Annotated in this window: 12 protein-coding genes; 3 read left to right on the top strand and 9 right to left on the bottom strand. The window is 66.0% G+C overall.

All coding sequences use genetic code 11. The annotated features are described in order from the left end of the window. Window positions 1–57 precede the first annotated feature (57 nt). Both A3CW_RS0124115 and A3CW_RS0124110 read right to left on the bottom strand, forming a co-directional pair. Window positions 58–1,500, bottom strand: coding sequence for an undecaprenyl-phosphate glucose phosphotransferase (locus tag A3CW_RS0124115; protein ID WP_028205852.1), 1,443 nt, complete (start codon window positions 1,498–1,500; stop codon window positions 58–60). A gap of 596 nt (window positions 1,501–2,096) precedes the next feature. Next, on the bottom strand, window positions 2,097–2,444 hold the full coding sequence (locus A3CW_RS0124110) for a DUF4148 domain-containing protein (protein WP_028205851.1): 348 nt from the start codon (window positions 2,442–2,444) through the stop codon (window positions 2,097–2,099). 273 nt (window positions 2,445–2,717) lie between these two features. On the opposite strand from A3CW_RS0124110, the gene A3CW_RS0124100 reads away from it, so the two are divergent. From A3CW_RS0124100 to A3CW_RS0124090, 3 genes are read left to right on the top strand one after another with little or no spacing between them, the layout of a single operon-like run. After that, on the top strand, window positions 2,718–5,927 hold the full coding sequence (locus A3CW_RS0124100) for an efflux RND transporter permease subunit (RefSeq protein WP_028205850.1): 3,210 nt from the start codon (window positions 2,718–2,720) through the stop codon (window positions 5,925–5,927). 9 nt (window positions 5,928–5,936) lie between these two features. Then, the gene (locus A3CW_RS47430) at window positions 5,937–7,151 is read left to right on the top strand and encodes an efflux RND transporter periplasmic adaptor subunit (protein WP_051481678.1); all 1,215 of its coding nucleotides are present in this window, start codon (window positions 5,937–5,939) and stop codon (window positions 7,149–7,151) included. Window positions 7,152–7,163: 12 nt separating this feature from the next. After that, window positions 7,164–8,648 (top strand): efflux transporter outer membrane subunit, encoded by a 1,485-nt coding sequence (locus A3CW_RS0124090; protein WP_028205849.1) that lies wholly within the window; start codon window positions 7,164–7,166, stop codon window positions 8,646–8,648. Here A3CW_RS0124090 and A3CW_RS0124085 read toward each other — a convergent pair. The 7 genes from A3CW_RS0124085 to A3CW_RS0124055 form a co-directional block, all read right to left on the bottom strand. After that, window positions 8,623–10,038 (bottom strand): heavy metal sensor histidine kinase, encoded by a 1,416-nt coding sequence (locus A3CW_RS0124085; RefSeq protein ID WP_028205848.1) that lies wholly within the window; start codon window positions 10,036–10,038, stop codon window positions 8,623–8,625. The genes A3CW_RS0124090 and A3CW_RS0124085 overlap by 26 nt on opposite strands. Before the next feature lie 8 nt (window positions 10,039–10,046). Next, window positions 10,047–10,724: a heavy metal response regulator transcription factor gene (locus A3CW_RS0124080; protein WP_028205847.1), complete on the bottom strand. Its 678-nt coding sequence runs from the start codon at window positions 10,722–10,724 to the stop codon at window positions 10,047–10,049. A 158-nt stretch (window positions 10,725–10,882) separates the two neighbouring features. After that, complete coding sequence (gene tssJ, locus A3CW_RS47425) at window positions 10,883–11,365, bottom strand: type VI secretion system lipoprotein TssJ (protein WP_245623726.1); 483 nt, start codon at window positions 11,363–11,365, stop codon at window positions 10,883–10,885. A gap of 44 nt (window positions 11,366–11,409) precedes the next feature. After that, window positions 11,410–13,269, bottom strand: a complete 1,860-nt coding sequence (gene tssF, locus A3CW_RS0124070; protein ID WP_028205846.1) for a type VI secretion system baseplate subunit TssF — start codon at window positions 13,267–13,269, stop codon at window positions 11,410–11,412. Then, window positions 13,266–16,898, bottom strand: a complete 3,633-nt coding sequence (locus A3CW_RS0124065) for an ImcF-related family protein (RefSeq protein WP_028205845.1) — start codon at window positions 16,896–16,898, stop codon at window positions 13,266–13,268. Before A3CW_RS0124065 ends, tssF begins: the two co-directional genes overlap by 4 nt. After that, complete coding sequence (locus A3CW_RS0124060; protein ID WP_028205844.1) at window positions 16,879–18,171, bottom strand: hypothetical protein; 1,293 nt, start codon at window positions 18,169–18,171, stop codon at window positions 16,879–16,881. The genes A3CW_RS0124065 and A3CW_RS0124060 overlap by 20 nt, the downstream gene beginning before the upstream one ends. Continuing rightward, window positions 18,171–18,431: a PAAR domain-containing protein gene (locus tag A3CW_RS0124055; RefSeq protein WP_028205843.1), complete on the bottom strand. Its 261-nt coding sequence runs from the start codon at window positions 18,429–18,431 to the stop codon at window positions 18,171–18,173. Before A3CW_RS0124055 ends, A3CW_RS0124060 begins: the two co-directional genes overlap by 1 nt. Between the last annotated feature and the right edge of the window lie 509 nt (window positions 18,432–18,940).

Here is an 18,940-nt window from a genome sequence, read left to right as displayed (position 1 = left end):
GCCGCCGATGCGAGCGCGGCCGGCTCAGGTCCGGCCACGTCTCGCGCGGCGCTCGCTTCAAACCGCATTGCGGCCCGAGACGATCGACGGGACCGTCTTCAGCAGGATCTGCAGATCGAGCCATAGCGACCAGTGCGTGATGTAGTAACGGTCGTACTCCACGCGGCGCTGCATCTTGTCGGGCGTATCGGTCAAGCCGCGCAGCCCGTTGATCTGCGCCCACCCCGTGATGCCCGGCTTCACGCTATGGCGCAGCATGTAGCCGGAAATCAGCTGCCGGTACTCTTCGTTGTGCTCCGCCGCGTGCGGACGCGGACCCACGAGACTCATCGAACCGCCCAGCACGTTGAAGAGTTGCGGCAACTCGTCGAGCGACGTCCGGCGCAGATAGCGCCCTACGCCCGTGATCCGGTCGTCGCCGCTGCGGGCCTGGCGCACACCCTGCTCTTCTGCATCGTCCTCGCTCTGCGCCGCGACGCGCATCGAGCGGAATTTGTGCACGACGATCGCCCGGCCGTGCTCGCCGTTGCGACGCTGCCTGAACAGCACCGGGCCCGGCGAATCGAGCCGGATCACCAGCGCGATCGCGAGCATGACTGGCCACAGCAGCGCGAGCAGCAGCGCCGCGCCGGCAATGTCGACCGCGCGCTTGAGCATGCGCGAAAGCCCCAGAATCGGAACGTCGTGCAGAGCGAGCAGCGGCACCCCGGCGAGGTTCGCGCCGGTCGTCGCGACGTCTTCGAGATAATGCAGCTCGGGCACGAGATAGATCGCGGCCGTTGAATCGTAGAGGTGCGTCACGATGTCGGCCGTGATGTCCTTCACTGCCGTCGCGTCGGCTCGAGCCACCCCGGCCTGCCCCATCGCGAGGAACACGATCTCGTAGTCGTTCGCGTGGATGCGCGCGGCGGCGTCTTCATAGCGGCCGAGATACGGCGGCAACGTTTCCCCGTCACGCGGCGCGGCGGGCGCATCGTTGTAATAGCCCTTCACGTGAACGCCGAGAATCGGCGAACGCTGCAGGCGCAGGTTCAGCTTGCGCGCCTCGCTGCCCATGCCGAAGAACACCGCACGGCGCAGGTTGCCGGGCGCGTTGTTGACGCTGTGGGCCACGCCGCGCAAAACAGCGAGGCCGACCAGTTGCAGCGGCAGCGCAATGGCGGCCCACTGCGCGACCAGCGTGCGCAGGGCCGTCGCGCCGCGATCGCCGTGCGTCACGAACAGCAGCACCATGAGCGTGATCGGCAGCCGGCACCAGCGCCATGCGCCGCGGCCCAGCATCCACCAGAGATGACGCGCGCTGGCAATCAGGTGAAAGCGCGCAAACACGACGAACGCGGCCACGGCGAACGCGCCGGTCAACGCACGCGTGTACGGGGTGTCGCCGCTCTGTCCGCGCAGCAACAGCAGCGCGACGAGCGCGCCCGTATTGAGCGCCGCGCTGATGACACCGACCAGCGCCATAAAGAGGCGGTGATGGTGGGTCGACTGGGTGGACATGACGGGTTCGGCCAGTATGTGCGACTGTTTGATACGCCTGATTGGCATGACGGCGGGATTAGACCGCGAGGGGAATGACCGTCTGCGCAAGGCGCAACAGCGGCAAGCGGCGGCTGACGATTCGCCGGAAAGGCGAAACGCGAGTCTCAAACGCATGCGATTAAACACACAATCCGAACGTACGCGCTTTTTTTAAACATGGAGCGCAATTCGTAGTGCAAGACGGCCGCTCCCCGTCGGCCTGATGACGCGGACTCGTTTTCCGCCGGCGCGAGTGGTCTAGATTCGCGCCGATACCCGGAAAGCAGAGCGGCCATCCCATATTCGCGCGTATCTTACCAGCGCATTATGAATTTGCGTGCGTCTGAAAGATGACACCGTAAAAACGCGCGATATTGTGGTGAATTTGCCAATGCAACTGATTTAACGCCGCCGCTATTAATGGGGCAAGTTCGCGACTTCAATAAAAATGAATAACGCTTTTTTGCTCGCGAATGGGGCGAATTACGTCCGCGCAAACGTTTGATCAAGCGAATCGAAATGCGCGGCGGCACCCGGCGTTATCGCCGGGGCGGCTGCGCCGCGCTGCGGCTCGCTCAGTGGCCCGCATAAATCGACCGCCCGCCGACGCTGGCCATGACCGGTGCGCCCGCGTCCGAGCTGCCCGTCATCGCCACGCCGCCGACCGCCGTGTTGCCCGGCGCGGCCTGCTGGGTCTTTTGCGCCTGCTCCTGAGCCACGATCGCCTCCGCGTGCTGGATGTCATCAGGATAGTTGACATCCTTGGCCACAGGACGATACCCCGCCTGCTCCACCCGCACGAGATCGGCGATCACTTGAGCACGCGTGAGCGGCGCGTTAGCGGGGTTGGCGGTCTGTGCGAAAGCGGCAGCCGGCGCGGCCAGGGCGCAGGCAACGAGCAATGTGGAAACGAGTGCTTTCATGATGTTCACCTCTCAAAGAATGGCCGCCGCATCGGGAAAGGATGCCGCCGCAGCCGCCCTCGGCAATGTCGCGAAGGTTGAGCGCATTCTGGTCGCGCGGCGCTGACGCAAAGCTGACCTGCTGATTACGAGTTCGTTATCTGGGCGCAACGCGCTCACAGCGGCCAACGCGCCTGCGCGGCGAAGATGACAAATCCGTAATGTCGAGGTCAGCACCGGGTAAGCGCGCCCTCCCGATACTTGCGCCACTCCTGCCTCAACCCGGACCCCGTCATGTGGATCGTCAAACTGGCTCTCAGACGGCCCTACACGTTCATCGTGCTGGCCGTACTGCTCTTCATCCTCGGGCCGCTCGCCATCATGCGCACGCCCACGGACATTTTTCCGAACATCAATATCCCGGTGGTCAGCATCGTCTGGACCTACAACGGTTTCTCCGCCGAGGACATGGCGCATCGCATCACCTCGAACTACGAGCGCGCGCTGACTTCGGACGTGGATGACATCGAGCACATCGAATCGCAATCGCTCAACGGCGTTTCGGTCGTGAAGGTGTTCTTCCATCCGGGCGCCGACATCAACCGCGCGATTGCCGAGGCGGCGTCGAACTCCGCTTCGATCCTGCGCGTCCTGCCGCCGGGCACGCTGCCGCCGAACATCATCACGTACAACGCTTCCACGGTGCCGGTGCTGCAACTGGGCCTGTCCAGCGCGAGCTTGCCCGAGCAGTCGCTTTACGACCTCGGCAACAGCTTCATTCGCACGCAGCTCGCGACCGTCCAGGGCGCGGCCGTGCCGCTGCCCTATGGCGGCAAGATCCGCCAGATCATGGTGCAGCTCGATCCGAAAGCGTTGCAGGCCAAGGGTCTCGCGCCCGCGGACGTCGTCAACGCCGTGAACGCACAGAACCTCATCCTGCCCGGCGGCACCGCGAAAATCGGTTCGCGCGAATACAACGTGGAGATGAACGGCAGCACGCAAACCGTGGCGGCGCTCAACGACCTGCCCATCAAGACCGTGAACGGCAGCGTGGTGTATGTGCGCGACGTCGCGCATGTGATCGACGGCTACGCGCCGCAAACGAACATCGTGCGCGCGGACGGCAAACGCGCGGCACTCCTTACCGTCGAAAAGACCGGCAGCGCCTCGACGCTCACGATCATCCAGCAGGTGAAGGCCATGCTGCCGAAGATCGCGGCGGGCCTGCCGAGTGCGCTCAAGATCACGCCGCTCTCCGATCAGTCCGTGTTCGTGAAGTCCGCGATCTCGGGCGTGGTGCGCGAAGCGCTCATTGCGGCCTGCCTCACCGCCGCGATGATCCTGCTCTTTCTCGGCAGCTGGCGCGCCACGCTCATCATCGCCGTGACGATTCCGCTCGCCGTGCTCACGTCGCTCATCGCGCTCGCGGCGCTCGGCGAGACCATCAACATCATGACGCTCGGCGGGCTCGCGCTTGCGGTCGGCATCCTCGTCGACGACGCCACCGTCGCCATCGAAAACATCACGCATCACCTGGAGCGCGGCGCGCCGCTGCACGACGCCATTCTCAACGGTTCCGGCGAGATCGCCGTGCCGACGTTCGTTTCGACGCTCTCTATCTGCATCGTGTTCGTGCCGATGTTCCTGCTTTCGGGCGTGGCGCGGTATCTGTTCGTGCCGCTCGCCGAGGCCGTGGTGTTCGCGATGTGCGCGTCGTACTTCTTCTCGCGCACGCTGATTCCCACGCTCGCGATGTATCTGCTGCGCACACGCAAGCCTGACGCTGCACCCAGGCGCGGCATCGCGGGTCTGTTGACGCGCTTTCAGGCGGGCTTCGAACGACGCTTCGAAGCGGTGCGCAACCGCTATCGCGCGCTGCTTCATGCCGCGCTAGCGCAGCGCCGCCGATTCGTCGTGCTGTGGGTCGCGCTGTGCCTCGGCTCGCTCGTGCTCGTGCCGTTCACCGGCCGCGACTTCTTTCCCGCTGTCGATACCGGCGAAATCCGCCTGCATCTGCGCGCGCCCACCGGCACGCGCATCGAGGAGACTGCCCGCCTCACCGACGAAGTCGAAGCGAAAATCCGCAGCGTGATTCCGCCCGCCGAACAGGCCGCGGTGCTCGACAACATCGGCGTGCCGGTGAGCGGCATCAACCTCACGTATGACTCCTCGGACCCCATCGGCCCCGAAGACGCGGACATCCTCATCACGCTCGCGCCGAAGCACAAACCCACCGCGCAATATGTGGCGACACTGCGCAACGTGCTCAACGCCTCGTTTCCTGGCGTGACGTTCGCGTTCCTGCCTGCCGACATCGTGAGCCAGATCCTGAACTTCGGCCTGCCCGCGCCCATCGACGTGCAGATCGTCGGCAACCAGCTCGCGCAGAATCGCGTCGTGGCGAACCGCCTGCTCGACCAGATGCGCGGCGTGCGCGGCCTCGTTGACGCACGCATCCAGCAGCCCGGCGACGAGCCCACTCTCAACGTCGACGTGGACCGCACGAAGGCCTTGCAAGCGGGCCTCACGCAGCACGACGTGGCGCAGAACCTGCTCATCGCGCTCTCGGGCAGCTCGCAAACCACGCCCAACTTCTGGCTCGATCCGAAGAACGGCGTGAGCTACCCGCTCGTGACCGAGGTGCCGCAATACGATATTCATTCCCTGCAAACGCTCGCCAATATTCCGGTGACGACGTCGCAATCCGTCACGTTCACGCCGCAGAATCAGCTAGGCACCCTCGGCACGGTCTCGCGCAGCTCGCAGGAAGCCGTGGTCTCGCACTACAACGTGCAGCCCGTGCTCGACATCTTCGCGTCGACACAAGGACGCGACCTGGGCGGCGTCGCCTCCGACGTGAACCGCCTCGTGAACGCCGCGCGCGCGCAACTGCCGCCGGGCTCGTCGATCGTGATGCGCGGCCAGGTGCAGTCGATGAACGCCTCGTTCAGCGGCCTCGCAGCGGGCCTCGTGTTCGCCATCGCGCTCGTCTACCTGCTGATGGTCGTGAACTTCCAGTCGTGGCTCGATCCGCTCATCATCGTGAGCGGCCTGCCGGCCTCGCTTGCCGGCATCGCGTGGATGCTGTTCGTCACGCAAACCACGCTCAGCGTGCCAGCGCTCACGGGCACGATCCTCTGCATGGGTATCGCAACGGCCAACAGCATTCTCGTCATCAATACGGCGCGCGAGTCGCTTGCCGCCGGCATGGAACCGCTCGCCGCCGCGCTCGACGCGGGCTTCAACCGCTTTCGCCCAGTGCTCATGACGGCGCTCGCCATGCTGATCGGCATGCTGCCGATGGCGCTGGGTCTCGGCGACGGCGGCGAACAGAACGCACCGCTCGGGCGCGCCGTGATTGGCGGCCTCGCGATCGGCACGCTCTCCACGCTCGTGTTCGTGCCGGTCGTGTTCGGCATGGTGCATGGCTGGCTCGCGCAACGCCGCGCCGCGCGCGACGCCAGCAACGATGCGCAAGCCAGTGCAACCACTCACGTTGAATAAGGATTCCAGATGAAATCGCAGACACCGCACGAAGAACGCGATGCCGCGGCGCCAACCGCAACGCGAGGCCGCACCGCTGTCGTCGTCGGCCTTACCTGCCTCGCCATCGCCGTCACGCTCCTCACGGCGGGCATCGTGCCGCGCCTCGAAGCACGCACCGCGCAAGCCCGGCAGGTCGCGGCGCAGCGCGAGCTGATCGTCTCCACGCTCACGCCCACGCGCGCACCTGCCACGCAAGACCTGTTGCTGCCCGGATCGGTCATGTCCTGGGCCGACGCCTCGATCTACGCGCGTACGAGCGGGTACGTGCAGCACTGGTACACGGATATCGGCGCGCACGTGAAGGCGGGCCAGACGCTCGCGCAGATCGACACGCCCGAACTCGACGCGCAACTCCAGCAGGCGCGCGCCGACGAAGCCACCGCACAGGCCAACTATCGCTTCGCCAGCAGCACGGCGCAGCGCTGGCAGACGATGCTGCAGACGCAATCGGTCTCCGAGCAGGACGCCCAGGCGAAAACGAGCGACGCCGCCGCGAAACTCGCCACGCTCCAGGCGGCGCAGGCCAACGTGGCGCGGCTGCAGGAGCTGGTTGCCTACCAGAACGTGACGGCGCCTTTCGACGGCGTCGTTACGGCGCGCAACGTGCAGGTGGGCGCGCTCGTCACCGCGGGCGGCACGCCCGGCCTCGCCACGATGCCAGGCGAGCTGTTCCATATCGCGCAGACCGACCGGCTGCGCGTGTACGTGGACGTGCCCCAGGACGACGCGAGCCTCGTCACGCCGGGCACGACCGTCTGGCTGACGACGCAGCAATATCCGGGCCGCCGCTTCGAGGCGAGCGTGGCGCGCAGCGCGAACGTGATCGATCCCGTGAGCCGCACGTTGCGGGTGGAAGTCGACGTGGACAACCACGACGGCGCGCTGATGCCCGGCGCCTACGCGCAAGTGCATCTTGCGCTCACGGCGGCCGCGCCGGCGCTCGAACTGCCTGTGAGCGCGCTGCTGTTCCGCCCGGACGGCGTGACCGTCGCGGTGGTGGATGCAAAGAGCACGGTGCAATTGCGTAAGGTGACCATCGGCCGCGACTTCGGCACCTACGTGGAAATCGCCACCGGACTCGCGCCGACCGATCGCGTCATCAACAATCCCGGCGACGCCATTGCCAGCGGCCAGAGCGTGCACGTGGCGGCGGCCTCGACGGCTGCGCAGGCGAAAGCGTAAGCGAGGCTCACCATGTTCGAACACCCTCTTCCTGCGCTGCGCCGGATCGTCGTCGCCTGCACGGCAGCATCGCTCGCGGCGTGTACCACCTTGCCGCACTACAGCGCGCCCACAGTAGACGTGCCCGCGCACTACGCCACCCAGGTAACACAACCCGCGGCGGCGTCCGGCTGGAGCGTCGCCGCGCCCGCCGACGCCCAACCGCGCGGCTCATGGTGGACCCTCTTCGGCGACCACGACCTCGACCAGCTCGAAGCCCGCGTGGACGTGTCGAACCAGAGCGTGCGCCAGGCCGTCGCCAATCTACAAGCCGCGCGCGCGATGATCGACTATCAACGCGCGGGCTATGCGCCTACCGTCACGGCAGGCGTGGCGGCGCAGCGTTACCGGACCTCGCAGAATCTCGTGGACCGTTCGCTCGCGGGCAAGACGATTCCCGATTACTCGACAGGCCTCACGGCGAGCTGGGAACCCGACCTGTTCGGGCGCGTGAAGGACGCGACCACCCAGGCGCACGCCAACGCCCAGGCCACGCAAGCCGACCTCGAATCGGTGCGCCTTTCGGTTGCGAGCCAGCTGGCTACCGACTACTTCGACTTGCGTTCGCTCGATCGCCAGAAGAAGCTGCTCGACGACACCGTGAGCGCCTACACGGCCGCGCTGCGCATCGTGCAGCAGCAGCTCGCCGATGGTGCGATCGACGCCTCCGCCGTCGCCCAGGCGCAAACCCAGCTCGAAAGCGCGCGCACGGCAGATAGCGACATCGACGTGCAGCGCGCCCAACGCCAGCACGCCATCGCCACGCTGACCGGCGTGCCCGCTTCGACGTTCAGTCTGCCGCCGCGTGTCGATCCCGCCGTCGTGCCGTCGATTCCCGCGGGCGTGCCCTCCGCGCTGCTCGAACGGCGTCCCGACATCGCGGCGGCCGAGCGGCGCGTGGCGGCGGCCAATGCAGGAATCGGCGCAGCGCACGCGGCCTTTTATCCCGACCTCACGCTCTCCGCGACGGCGGGCCTCGAAAGCACGTTCTTCGCGCCGTGGCTCAGCGCACCGAGCCTCTTCTGGTCGCTCGGCTCGCAACTGGCGGGCACGCTCTTCGACGGCGGCCGGCGCGACGCCACGCTCAAAGGCGCGAACGCGCAATACGACGCGGCCGTGGCCGGCTACCGGCAAACCGTGCTGACGGCGTTCCAGCAAGTCGAAGACAACCTGAGCGCGCTCGATACGCTGGCGAGCGAAGCCCAAAGCCAGCAACGCGCCACCGCCGCCGCGCAACTCTCGCTCAAGCTCACCACCAACCGCTACCAGGCGGGCGCGGTGAACTATCTCGATGTCGTGACGGCGCAGACCATCGCGCTCTCGAACGAACGCAACGATGAGCAGATCGCGGCAAGAAGGCTCGATGCGAGCGTGCATCTGCTAGAGGCGCTCGGCGGCGGTTGGGACCGCGCGGCGCTGGGCGACTCGAGTGCTAAGGGCGGGCGAACGTCAGGATGAACCGCGTGCCCGCCGCATCGCTTTCGGCGCGTGCGGAGCCGCCGTGCAGCGCCATGATCGTGCGCACGATCGCGAGCCCCAGACCCGCCGAAGCGCCCGCGCGCGGCTCGCGATGGCGCGACGCATCCGCGCGATAGAAGCGGTCGAAAATGCGCTCCAGCAGCGCGGCTTCGATGGGCGTGCCCGGATTGGCCACCGTGACCTCGACGGCCTCTGGCGCCTGCTCGACGCTCAATGTGATCTCCGCGCCGCGCGGCGTATAGCGCAGCGCATTGGCGAGCAGGTTGCCCACGGCGCGCCGGAACAGCTCCTTGTCCGCGCGCAGGCGGCCCTCGCCCTGCACGCGGATCTGCACGCCCGCCTCGTCGGCGAGACCTTCGAAGTAGTCGGCGATCTGCGTGAGCGCATCGTGCACTTCGAACTCCGCGAGCGTCGTCATGAACTGCGGGTGCTCCGCGCGCGCGAGAAAGATCACGCTTTCGATCATGCGCGAAAGCCGTTCGCATTCCTCCAGATTCGATTCGAGCAGCGCTTCGTATTCGGCCGTGGTGCGCTCACGCGCGAGCGCCACTTCGTTCGCGCCGCGCAGGTTGCCGAGCGGCGTGCGCATGTCATGCGCGAGGTCCGCCGTGTATTGCGACATCCGCTCGAAGCCGCCGTGCAAACGGTCGAGCATGGCGTTGAGCGACTTCGTGAGCGCTTCAAGCTCGCTCGGCGCGCGTTCGACTTCGATGGGCGTATCGAGCCGGTCGACCGTGACCGTGGCAGCACGCGCCGCCATCTCGCGCAGCGGGCGCAGCGACTCGCGCACGAGCATCCAGCTCATGAGGAACGCGAGCAGCATACCCGCCAGGCCAAAGCCGTAGAGGCGCTCGCGATAGTGGTCGAGCAGCCGCCAGCGGTCGGTCATGTCGCGCGCGATGACGATGGTGACGGGCGTGCCGTCCGCCAGCGCGGCATCCGTGGCGAGTCCGCGCACGGGTACGCCGCGCGCGTTGCGCCACTCCACGACGTCGCCTTCGGTAATGCGTTGCGTCGGCGGGAGGCGCCGTGCGAGCGCCGCTTCCGGGAACGCCGCGTCCGCAATGCCCGCCGTGTTGTGCTCGACGAGTTGCGCACCGCCGGTGCCGAGTATTTCCATGGAAAGCGCGGGATTGCCGAGCACCTGGCTCGTGAGGCGCTCCGCATGTTCGCGCACGTCGTGCTCGTTGTGCAGCTCCTGCGCGAGGCGGCGCGTGTGCCGCGAAATCAGCACGATATCGAGGTCGTCCTGCTGCTTCACTTCGCGGTCGAGTGTGAAATAAAGCGTGCTGCCCACGAGCGCGAATACCGCGAGCGTGGTGCCCGCGAAACTCAGCGCGAGGCCGGTGGCGAGCGAGCGCACAGCCATGCGCGGCATCAGGCGTTCCCTTTGATTTCAGCGACGTAGCCCACGCCGCGCACCGTGTGGATCAGCTTGACGTCGAACGCGTCGTCCACCTTCGCGCGCAGGCGGCGGATGGCGACTTCCACGACGTTGGTGTCGCTGTCGAAGTTCATGTCCCACACGTATGAGGCGATCTGCGTGCGCGTGAGCACTTCGCCCTGGCGGCGCACGAGCAGTTGCAGGAGCGAGAACTCCTTCGGCGTGAGGTCGATGCGCGTGGCCCCGCGTTTCACGCGCCGGCGCGTGACGTCCACTTCGAGGTCGCCGAGCGCGAGCACGTCGCTCTCGCGCGGCGGGCCGCGGCGGGCCAGCGTGCGCACGCGCGCGAGCAGTTCGACGAACGCGAACGGCTTGACGAGGTAGTCGTCCGCGCCGAGCTCGAGGCCCTTCACGCGGTCGCTGATATCGTCGCGCGCGGTGAGGAAGAGCACCGGCGTGGTGTGCGTGGCGCGCAGCGTCTTGAGCACCGTCCAGCCGTCCATTTCGGGCAGCATGACGTCGAGCACGATCACGTCGTACGCGGCCTCTTTCGCGAGAATCAGGCCTTCCGCGCCGTCCGCGGCAACGTCCACGGCATAGCCGGATTCCTCGAAGCCCTTCTTCAGATACGCGCCGGTCTTCGGCTCGTCTTCGATCACAAGAATGCGCATCGCCGTTCAGTTATGAGTGGGTCCGGCTCAATTGTATGCGCTCCCTGGCCCGCTGCGCCTATCGCTGTGCATCCCGCGTATGGTAACGCTGCGTGGCTTCGTCGGGCGCCGGTTCCAGCGCGGCCAGCGCATGACTATCATCCATCAGTGCAGCGGCGTTATCGGTTCCCCAAGTCGACTTCCAGCGTGCGCTCCGCTGCCACCAGCCTCACCGGGTCGGTCTTCTTCCACTGCGATTTCGGCACCAGTACGGACCATTCGGTGTTCGCCGTGTCGCGAAAGAACGCCGCCACGCCCACGTAGCTCGCTGCGTCGCCGATCGGCTGCGTCACCTTCAGCGTCTGCCCCGGGCCCAGCGTCACGTCCCGGCTCCAGAGCGTTGCGGCCTTCAGCGCATCGTTGCCCTCCAGCAGCTGCGCATAGGTCGCAGTCGCGAAGGGCTTGTCATCCTTGAGCTGGTAGATGCGCAGCACGACCGGCAGCGAAGCGCCGCGCACGTCCTGGTTCAGCGCGCCGCGCGCCATGATGACAAGATTCATCTGTTCGACCTTCGTCTCGAACACCGCGCGCGCGGCATGCACGGTCCCGTCCCTGACCGACTGCCACATGCCGCACGCAGAAACCGTCAGCGCGAGGCCCACGCCGAGCGCACCGCACATGATTCCGGTATGGATTCCAGCACGCATCAGAATGGTGCCCCCTTAAAGTCGGTGCGTGGATACACCGTCTCCTTGCCGTCGATGGTCAGTACCACTTGCATGGAACATTGCGCGCTCGCGTAACGTCCCAGGAAGTGGTTCAGCACGTCGCCGAACAGGACAGCGTCGCCCAGCCCGTCGAAGCCGCCCGCGTCAAGGTCAACGTGGATGCGCACGATCCGCAGTACGTAACCATGCTGCAGGATTTCCTGGTCCTCCGAGAAATGCACGGTCCGGATCGCGTCGATGCGCTGCGGTACCGCGTCGTCAGGCGTCCAGTCGTAGAGTTCGAGGATCTCGCGCAGTACCGGCGCGCCCTCCATCAGCATCCGGTTGAATTCATTCGCACCGTTCGCGGTGTAGTGGCCAAGCACGCGCCAGTCGTAACCCGCGTAGTAGCGCGGCGGATACTGCGGCAGGCTCGGCGCCGTCACATTGCGCACCGACGCGATGCCGGTGAAACCCGTGACGGTCTCCGTGATCGTTGCCTCCGCAAGCGCCATGCGCGGCAGGCGTCCGTTGTTCGCGAGCGCACGCACCGTGACATGGCGGTCGGGCCGTGGACGCGCCCCATCGTCCGGTGCGTGGCGGTATGTCCCGGCCCAGAGCTGCCCTGAGAGGGTCACCCACAGCTCCTGCCCCACCACGCCGTAGCGCGTTGAGGTACGGAAGTACCGTTCCGGCTTCTCGTAGTGCAGCATCCAGCCGCGATGCCTGAAGCTCCTGAACGGCCTGTAAGCGTACCGTGCGCTGCCCTCCGGGTCTGCGGCGGTCACCTCAACCAGGTCGTACGGTTCGACGTGACACTCCACGGCGGGCTGCACACGCACGCGGTGCTCCTTGTCATGCCAGTCGGCGGGCTGCAGCGGCCGTGCATCGACCTCGAACAGGTTGATCACGGGCGTGCAGAAGAGGCGAAAGCTCTCGCGCCCTATCGGCTGGTCGCCAGGCATACGCCCGTCCAGTTCGATCTCGAGGATCATGCGCGTTTCGCCTGCCGGCACCATCGTGCTGTCGAAGCCGCACAGGTCGACGAAGTGGAACTTCCGCGGGTACACGAAATACTCCAGCAGTGTCTGCTCGCGGTCTACCGACTCGTCGCGCGCGGGATCCGTGACCGGCCACAACCGCGTCGACGGGCCGAACCCCGCCGGCACAAAGCGCACCCCGTCGAGCGGCAGCAGCGAGCCGTCGCGCACCAACGGCAGGCGCAGTCCGACCGAGGCGACCTGGCGCGTGAGCGCCGCGTACAGCGCGGCGGCGGCCGGGCGGTCGCCATGCAGGTACAGGCGGATGCGCGACAGGTCGACAGCCTCACGCTGGTCTCCAAACCAGAGACCGAACGCCAGGCGGATGACCGTGCGCCCGTCGGCGCGTACTGTCACCCCCGCATCCTCGACCGAGAGCGGCAGCAACTCGACTGCCTGCGTCGTGCGGAACGGACACTGCACCCGATCGGGACCGACCGGTGCCGAGCGCACCACGGCCCCGGCGGGAATCTGCGCCACCTTCGAGCCCCTGTTCAGTGGCGTACATTCGATGATCGACAGAGACGGGATCGCGCGCGCCATGTACTCGTAAATGTTGTCGAGCATCTCGCCGGTGAGTTCCTGCATGCCGTCGTCGAGCTTCATGTGCAGACGCGCCATCACGAATGCGAAGGCTTCGTTGACCGCGCGGACCTGGTCGTTCTCCTGGCCATACTGCATGCCCAGGCGCCGCGCGGCCTCGGGCTGGTCGTGCGCAAACTCGCGAGCGGTTTCGCGCAGGTAGCGCATCTCGGCGTCGAAATATCTCAGGAACGGGTTTGCGCCTTCCTGTTGTGTGGATTTCCACGGTGCCGTCATGGCTGCGACTCCGGGGGTAAGGGCGGCAATGAGGGCAATCCGGAGATCGCACCGGCGCGGCCCGTCACGAAGATGCGCCCGGGCATGCGCAAGCCTCGCAGTTTCAGCAGATCGAGCGGTCCGGATCCCGCCTGCGCGCGCAGTACGTAGCGCAATGGCGCCACCTTGCCGTCCGTACCGTCACCGGACGTCGCGGAAGCGGCCTTCGCGGCATCGCCACCCGCCCCGGCATTCCAGATGATTTCGTAGCGCGTATCGTCGAGCGGTTTGACCTGCGCTTTTTCTAGCATCCGCAGAAGGGCCCAGTCGCCTGTCGCATCGAACGCGATCCGCCCGCCTGCGTTGAGCGTCTGCCAGTTCAACGACGCATGGCCGTTCAGACCGTTGCCCGGCCATGCCAGCGGCGTCCACGTTTCGCGCTGGTTGAAATAGACGATCTGCTGGCCATCCACCGTCAGCTCCGTGCGTGTTACGTCCGGCGTCGGCTGCGGCATGATCCCGAAGTGATAACCCGCCTCGCCCTGCGCATAGAGACGTGCGCCGAGCGGACCCATCAGCCGGAGCATCGCGAGAAACTTCGGGTCGAACTGCAGCGACTGCGGCGCGAGTTCGTTCGGGACCCACTGGTCGCCCTGGCGCTTGAGCACACCGGACAGCTCAAGCTCGATAAAGCGGTTGATCAGCCCCGTCTCGGGCCGCACGTAACGGCCAAACTCGGCAAAGGACGCGTCGGCGCTCGTCGGCGAGAACGGATAGCGCGAGGCGAACGACGAGGCAAAGGGGGCCGCGACGCCCGCCCGCCATGCCTCGTTCAGGCTCGCGGCGGCGGGCTGGAGTACGGCCTGCCATGCCGCGTCGAGCGGTTGCACGAACAGCGTCTGGCCGAAGCCTGCCCACTGTGCGCCCAGGCTCGCGGCGGTCAGCGCCGCGTCGTCGCGCGCCTGCGAGAGATCCGAGAGCTTGCCCTGGAATACCGCCTGCGCGAGACTCCGCGCCATGGCCTGCGCATCCGGACTCGCCTGGATCTGCTGAAGTTTCAGCCGCACGGTCGTATCGGCGGTCAGCACGCGCGAGAGGCTGACGCCGTTGAACGCGGCGGCATTTGCGCCTGGAGCTTTACCCGCACTGCCGCTGGCCGCAGCCGGACTCGTGTCACCCATCAGCGCAAGCAGCGGGCCAAACGAACGGTCAAGCGGGTTCAGAACGGGAGCCTGGGTCTGGTCGCTATCGCTCCCACCGAGCAACCCCTGCGCCTTACGTACGAGCGTATCGGTCAGTGCCTGCGAAGGGCGGCCCGCCTCACCCTGGTGCTGTACCGATTTCATGACCGCGAGCAGCGGCGAGGTCTGCGCATCGGTCAGACGCGTGAGCTGGTCGATCACCCCCGAGAAGCTGGTCGCCGCGAGCCACTGGAAGCTGTTGAGCATGGTCGCCCAGGCTGCCGTGTAGTCCGTGAAATAACGCGCGCGCAACCGTTGCCGCAGATCGTCGGCATTCTTCCTTGCATCAACGGCGGCCTGCGCCGCATCAACCGCGCCCTCTACAGCGGTGGCGCTGATCCGGGCGGTCGGCTGGTCACCGGTCAGCACCCAGTCACCCTCGACATGCTGCCCTTTCACCGCATCGTCGATGGCTTTCTCGACGACGCCCTCCCACGCTGCGCGCGTGAAGATGCCCGGCACCGTCTGTGTGGTCGTGAAGAGACCGTGCGCGTCAGCGCCGACGAGCAGCGTTGCAAGCGACACGTCGGCGTACTTGCCGCGCGCCTCATCAAGCACGTGCTGGTAGAGCACATCGTCGCTCGCGGCCAGGCCGATCTGGTTGACGAGCGTCGAGCGCATCTGCGTGACCAGCGGGATCGACGGATTGATCCGCCAGCCGGGATGTGCCTTCAGATGGTCGGACCAGAAGCCCGCGAGCCGCTGCGAAACGTCGAGCCATTCGCCCGCGCGCATGCCGGTGGGCGGGGGCCAGACGTCGGGCAGTTGTTTCCTGAGAAAGGTTGCGTCGGTACGCGCCGGGGTAGCGAGCATCAGGTACGCCTTCAGGCGGTTGTAGGCGAGCTGCTGCGCGTCATGGCTCTGCTGTTCGTCTGCACGGACCTGCGAGGATGCGCCAAGTTGCCCTTCGAGCGCCAGCACGACCGGCTGGCGCAGGTTGCGGATAGCCACGGCCTCATAGGGCCGCCAGAGCGCGTCGAGCAGTTCGTCGTTGTGCGAGAGACCCGCGCGCAGATACCACGGTACACCATGGTCCCGGCGGTATTCGAGCGTCTCTATCTGCTGCTGCAGGGCGAGCTGCGAGCGCATCGCCTGCGGCGAACCTGGCGTGGCCTTCAGGGCAACCGCAGCGGTTGTTTCGGCATCCTTGACAAGTGCGTGGTTACCGAGGCCCGAGATTACCAGCAGGACGATCCAGGCGAAGGCCCCAACGAGGACAGCTATCGCGAGGGCATCGGGCCAGTAGAAGCCCGCGCGTCTGCCCCGATAGCGGGACGCCCCGCCAGCGATCTCTTTCCATACCGGGAGCAGCGCGGCGGGCTGCTCGCGCGTGACCGTCACCACATGCGGCGTGTCAGCGGGCTGGCCTGGCGTCGCGTCTGCGTCGACGACCGGCACCGGTACGATGGTCGGCCCCGGAAAAACCGGCGCGAACATGACACCCGCGAGCGGCGCACGCAGCCAGTTCGACGCGGCAAGCGCGCCCAGGCTGGTAGCGATCCGCCCGGCATGGTCGCCGACATACTTCGAGACTTCCATCAGCCAGGTCGCCTTCTCCTGGGTATAAAGGCGCACGCCCGCGTCTGCCGTCCACCGCTCGACCTCGTTGAACAGTTCCGGCAGTCTTGCGGCGGATTCCTGCGCCTTCCTGCGCGGCTCGTTGGGCATGAAGGCGCCGACCGCGTCGAAGCTTTCGGACGGCCTACCCTTCGCCTCGACCGGATGCAGGAACGTGACAGGCGCGGCCCAGCCGAGCGCGGTCGCGATCATCGAGAGTGCGCGCGGCAGGCCCGCATCGGTCTCGTCGGCGCGTCCGACGTGGACCAGACCATCGACCGGGCGACGACTGCGCAATTTGCGGATCTGGCCGAGCCACTTCTGGGCCTCGATACCGTCCGGCGCGGCGTGGACGAGGACGGTTTCGCCGACGTGCATGACGCCCGCCTGCTTGAGACCGGGCGCGACCTGATCGACCCGAGCGTCGTTGCCGTCGACCATCAGCCAGCGCAGACGGTAGCGCCAGAACCAGCCATGAGCGACGCGTAGTTCATCGGCCATGCGTTGCAGCCGCGCGTCGCGCTTGAGCGGCTTTGCCGCCTTCGAGCGGTCTCCGGTTTCACTGCGAAAATGCCACGCGGCAAAGCGATAAGCGCCGGTCGCGAAGAGGACAAGGTGAACGACGACAATGACCGCGAAGGTCGTCAGGATAACGATGATCGCCCTGAGCCGTGACTCGATGGAGGTCACGCCGACCATATCGCCGCGCTGCGATACGATGCCGATTGCGAGCAGGGCGACGATCAGCGCCGCGACGGGTAACCCCCAGATCGCCAGACGGCTCGATGGCGCGGATTCCTCCATCGCGGTTGCGGGCTCAAGGGAGCGCAAGTTAAGCGTGGGATCTGTCATCGGTAATCCGGTTGTTATCGTTTGTTGCGGGCATTGCGCGCAGCACTGCGGACTGCACGCCGTCAATGATGAGTTGCGGGCCGTCTGTCGCGCCCGATTCGATGGCTGCCGCCACGGCCAGCCAGCCATTTGCGTTGCCGAGGCCGCCCGCAATGCGGTCGGGGCGTCGCTGCGCCTCGTCTTTCGCAATGGCGTCCATACGGGCCGCGCGCAGCGCCCTGTCGCATCCGTCTACCGGGCGGGTTATCCACGCGCGAACGATTGAGGCGGAGTCAGCCTTGCCCCATACCGCAGCATTGACGAAACCGTATTCGACCGCACCAGCGCGCCCGGTGACTGGCCTGTGTAGTAGCGCGGCGACCTTGACCGTTTCCGGCAGCCGGAAGTATCCGGCCGTCAGGAGTACGGCGATGCACCCCTCGGCGCTGCCCACTGGCGGGCCCGCTTCGTGCCATGCCGTCGCCACGACGAGCAACGGGCGCGCGTCCTTTGCGTCGAGCCACGCATCGGCGAGCATCAGACCATCCGTAGCCGCTACCGCCTGTACTGCGAGCGGCGGCAGGCCCGCGATGCGAAGTGCCTCGATCACCCGCGCGACGTCCGCATGCTCGCTACCCGGCGCGCTCAATACGCGAACCTGCGGCCACCATTGCCGCTCGTAGTCCGTCAATGCGCGCAGGCTCGCCTCCAGCGACTCAAGTGCCTTCGCGATCTTGAGCGTTAGCAGCGACACCTGCTTCGTCGCCTGTCCCGCTTCAATGCTTGCTTCGCCATCCCGGGGACCAGCCGTACCGGGCTCGTCGACCATCCAGTTCGGCTCCTTGAAGCGCGCGTGAACAACGAGTTCGAAGCCTGTACGCGGCAACTGCGCTGCAGGTATGCGCTTCCCGGCGGCAATCGCACAAGCAAGCGCCTGGCCACGAAGCGGCAGGCAGTAGCCTACGTCAAGCACCCGGAGGGGTTTCTGGGCGGTACGGAGCCGCTCCGCAAGCCACCGGTCTCGATGGTGGTTGCGCCAGTACGCCCGGTACCACAGGCCCTCGTAGCCCGCGCGCTCGATGGCAAGCAGGATCAGGAACGCACCGTTAGGAACACCAGCGAACCAGAACCAGAACGCTCCTCCACTCGCGGGCTGTCCCTTCGGCCAAAGCAGCATGGCGATGGCGACGCCAAAAACGTTGCAGGCAAGCCAGATGCAGGACCACCACGGCCAGAACCGGGGGCGGCGTGGATAAGCGCTCGGGCGCCCGGCTGGAGACAGGTCGACCGGCATTACTCGATATTGACGTTCTGCAGCGACGAGATCAGGCGGCAGCCGCACGCGCTGCGGTAATGATGGAAGGCGATCGGCTTGCCGTCGCGGTCGGGGAACCGCTCGTAACCTTCGTCGATGACGGTCGGACCGTGCTCGTCGCAAATGGCTTCGTCGCCCTTGCGGGCGAGCGGGCGCCCCATGAAATTGAACCAGTCGGAGCCGCCGGTGACTTCGCCACCGTTTTCGAGTTTGTCGCCTTTGCGAATTGGAGATTTCATCTCAAAGACATCATCCTATCTAAAAAGGGCATTGCAAGCGTTATCGGTCGCTTTAACGCGTCGATTCCTCCGAATGTCCCACACCCCTGGATATGCGTCCTCCGCGCAGTCAATTTGCCCATCTGGCGCAACAAATCGTCCATCCGGCGATATAATCGATGTTCCCGCGTCTCCACTACTACCGAATCCGAATTTCTGTAGATCTCTGAGCTTCTTGCCGGCAAGATATGCCCCATCGATTGATACAATATTCCGCGACGATCCGACGCGAGCAACGGTAGCCAAGTATGCCATTGGCTGAGTAGAAATAAAGTCAAGGGCCACATAAATACCCTTCGAAATATTTATATCGGAAAGCACACCTACATTAGATGGAATCGAAAAGACGTGTATCGCATGCTCGCCCTGGCAATGGAGCAAGTCCTGCCGTAGAACATAACCCGTCTCAGACACCATAACTGCCGACTTGTCATAGCTTTCCACCGCAAATCTTGGTGACTTATCGAGCA

This window comes from Paraburkholderia nodosa DSM 21604, from assembly GCF_000519185.1.
GTDB classification, from domain to species: Bacteria; Pseudomonadota; Gammaproteobacteria; order Burkholderiales; family Burkholderiaceae; genus Paraburkholderia; species Paraburkholderia nodosa.
Note: the sequence above shows the minus strand (reverse complement) of the source record. Positions and strands in the feature narration are given on the sequence as shown.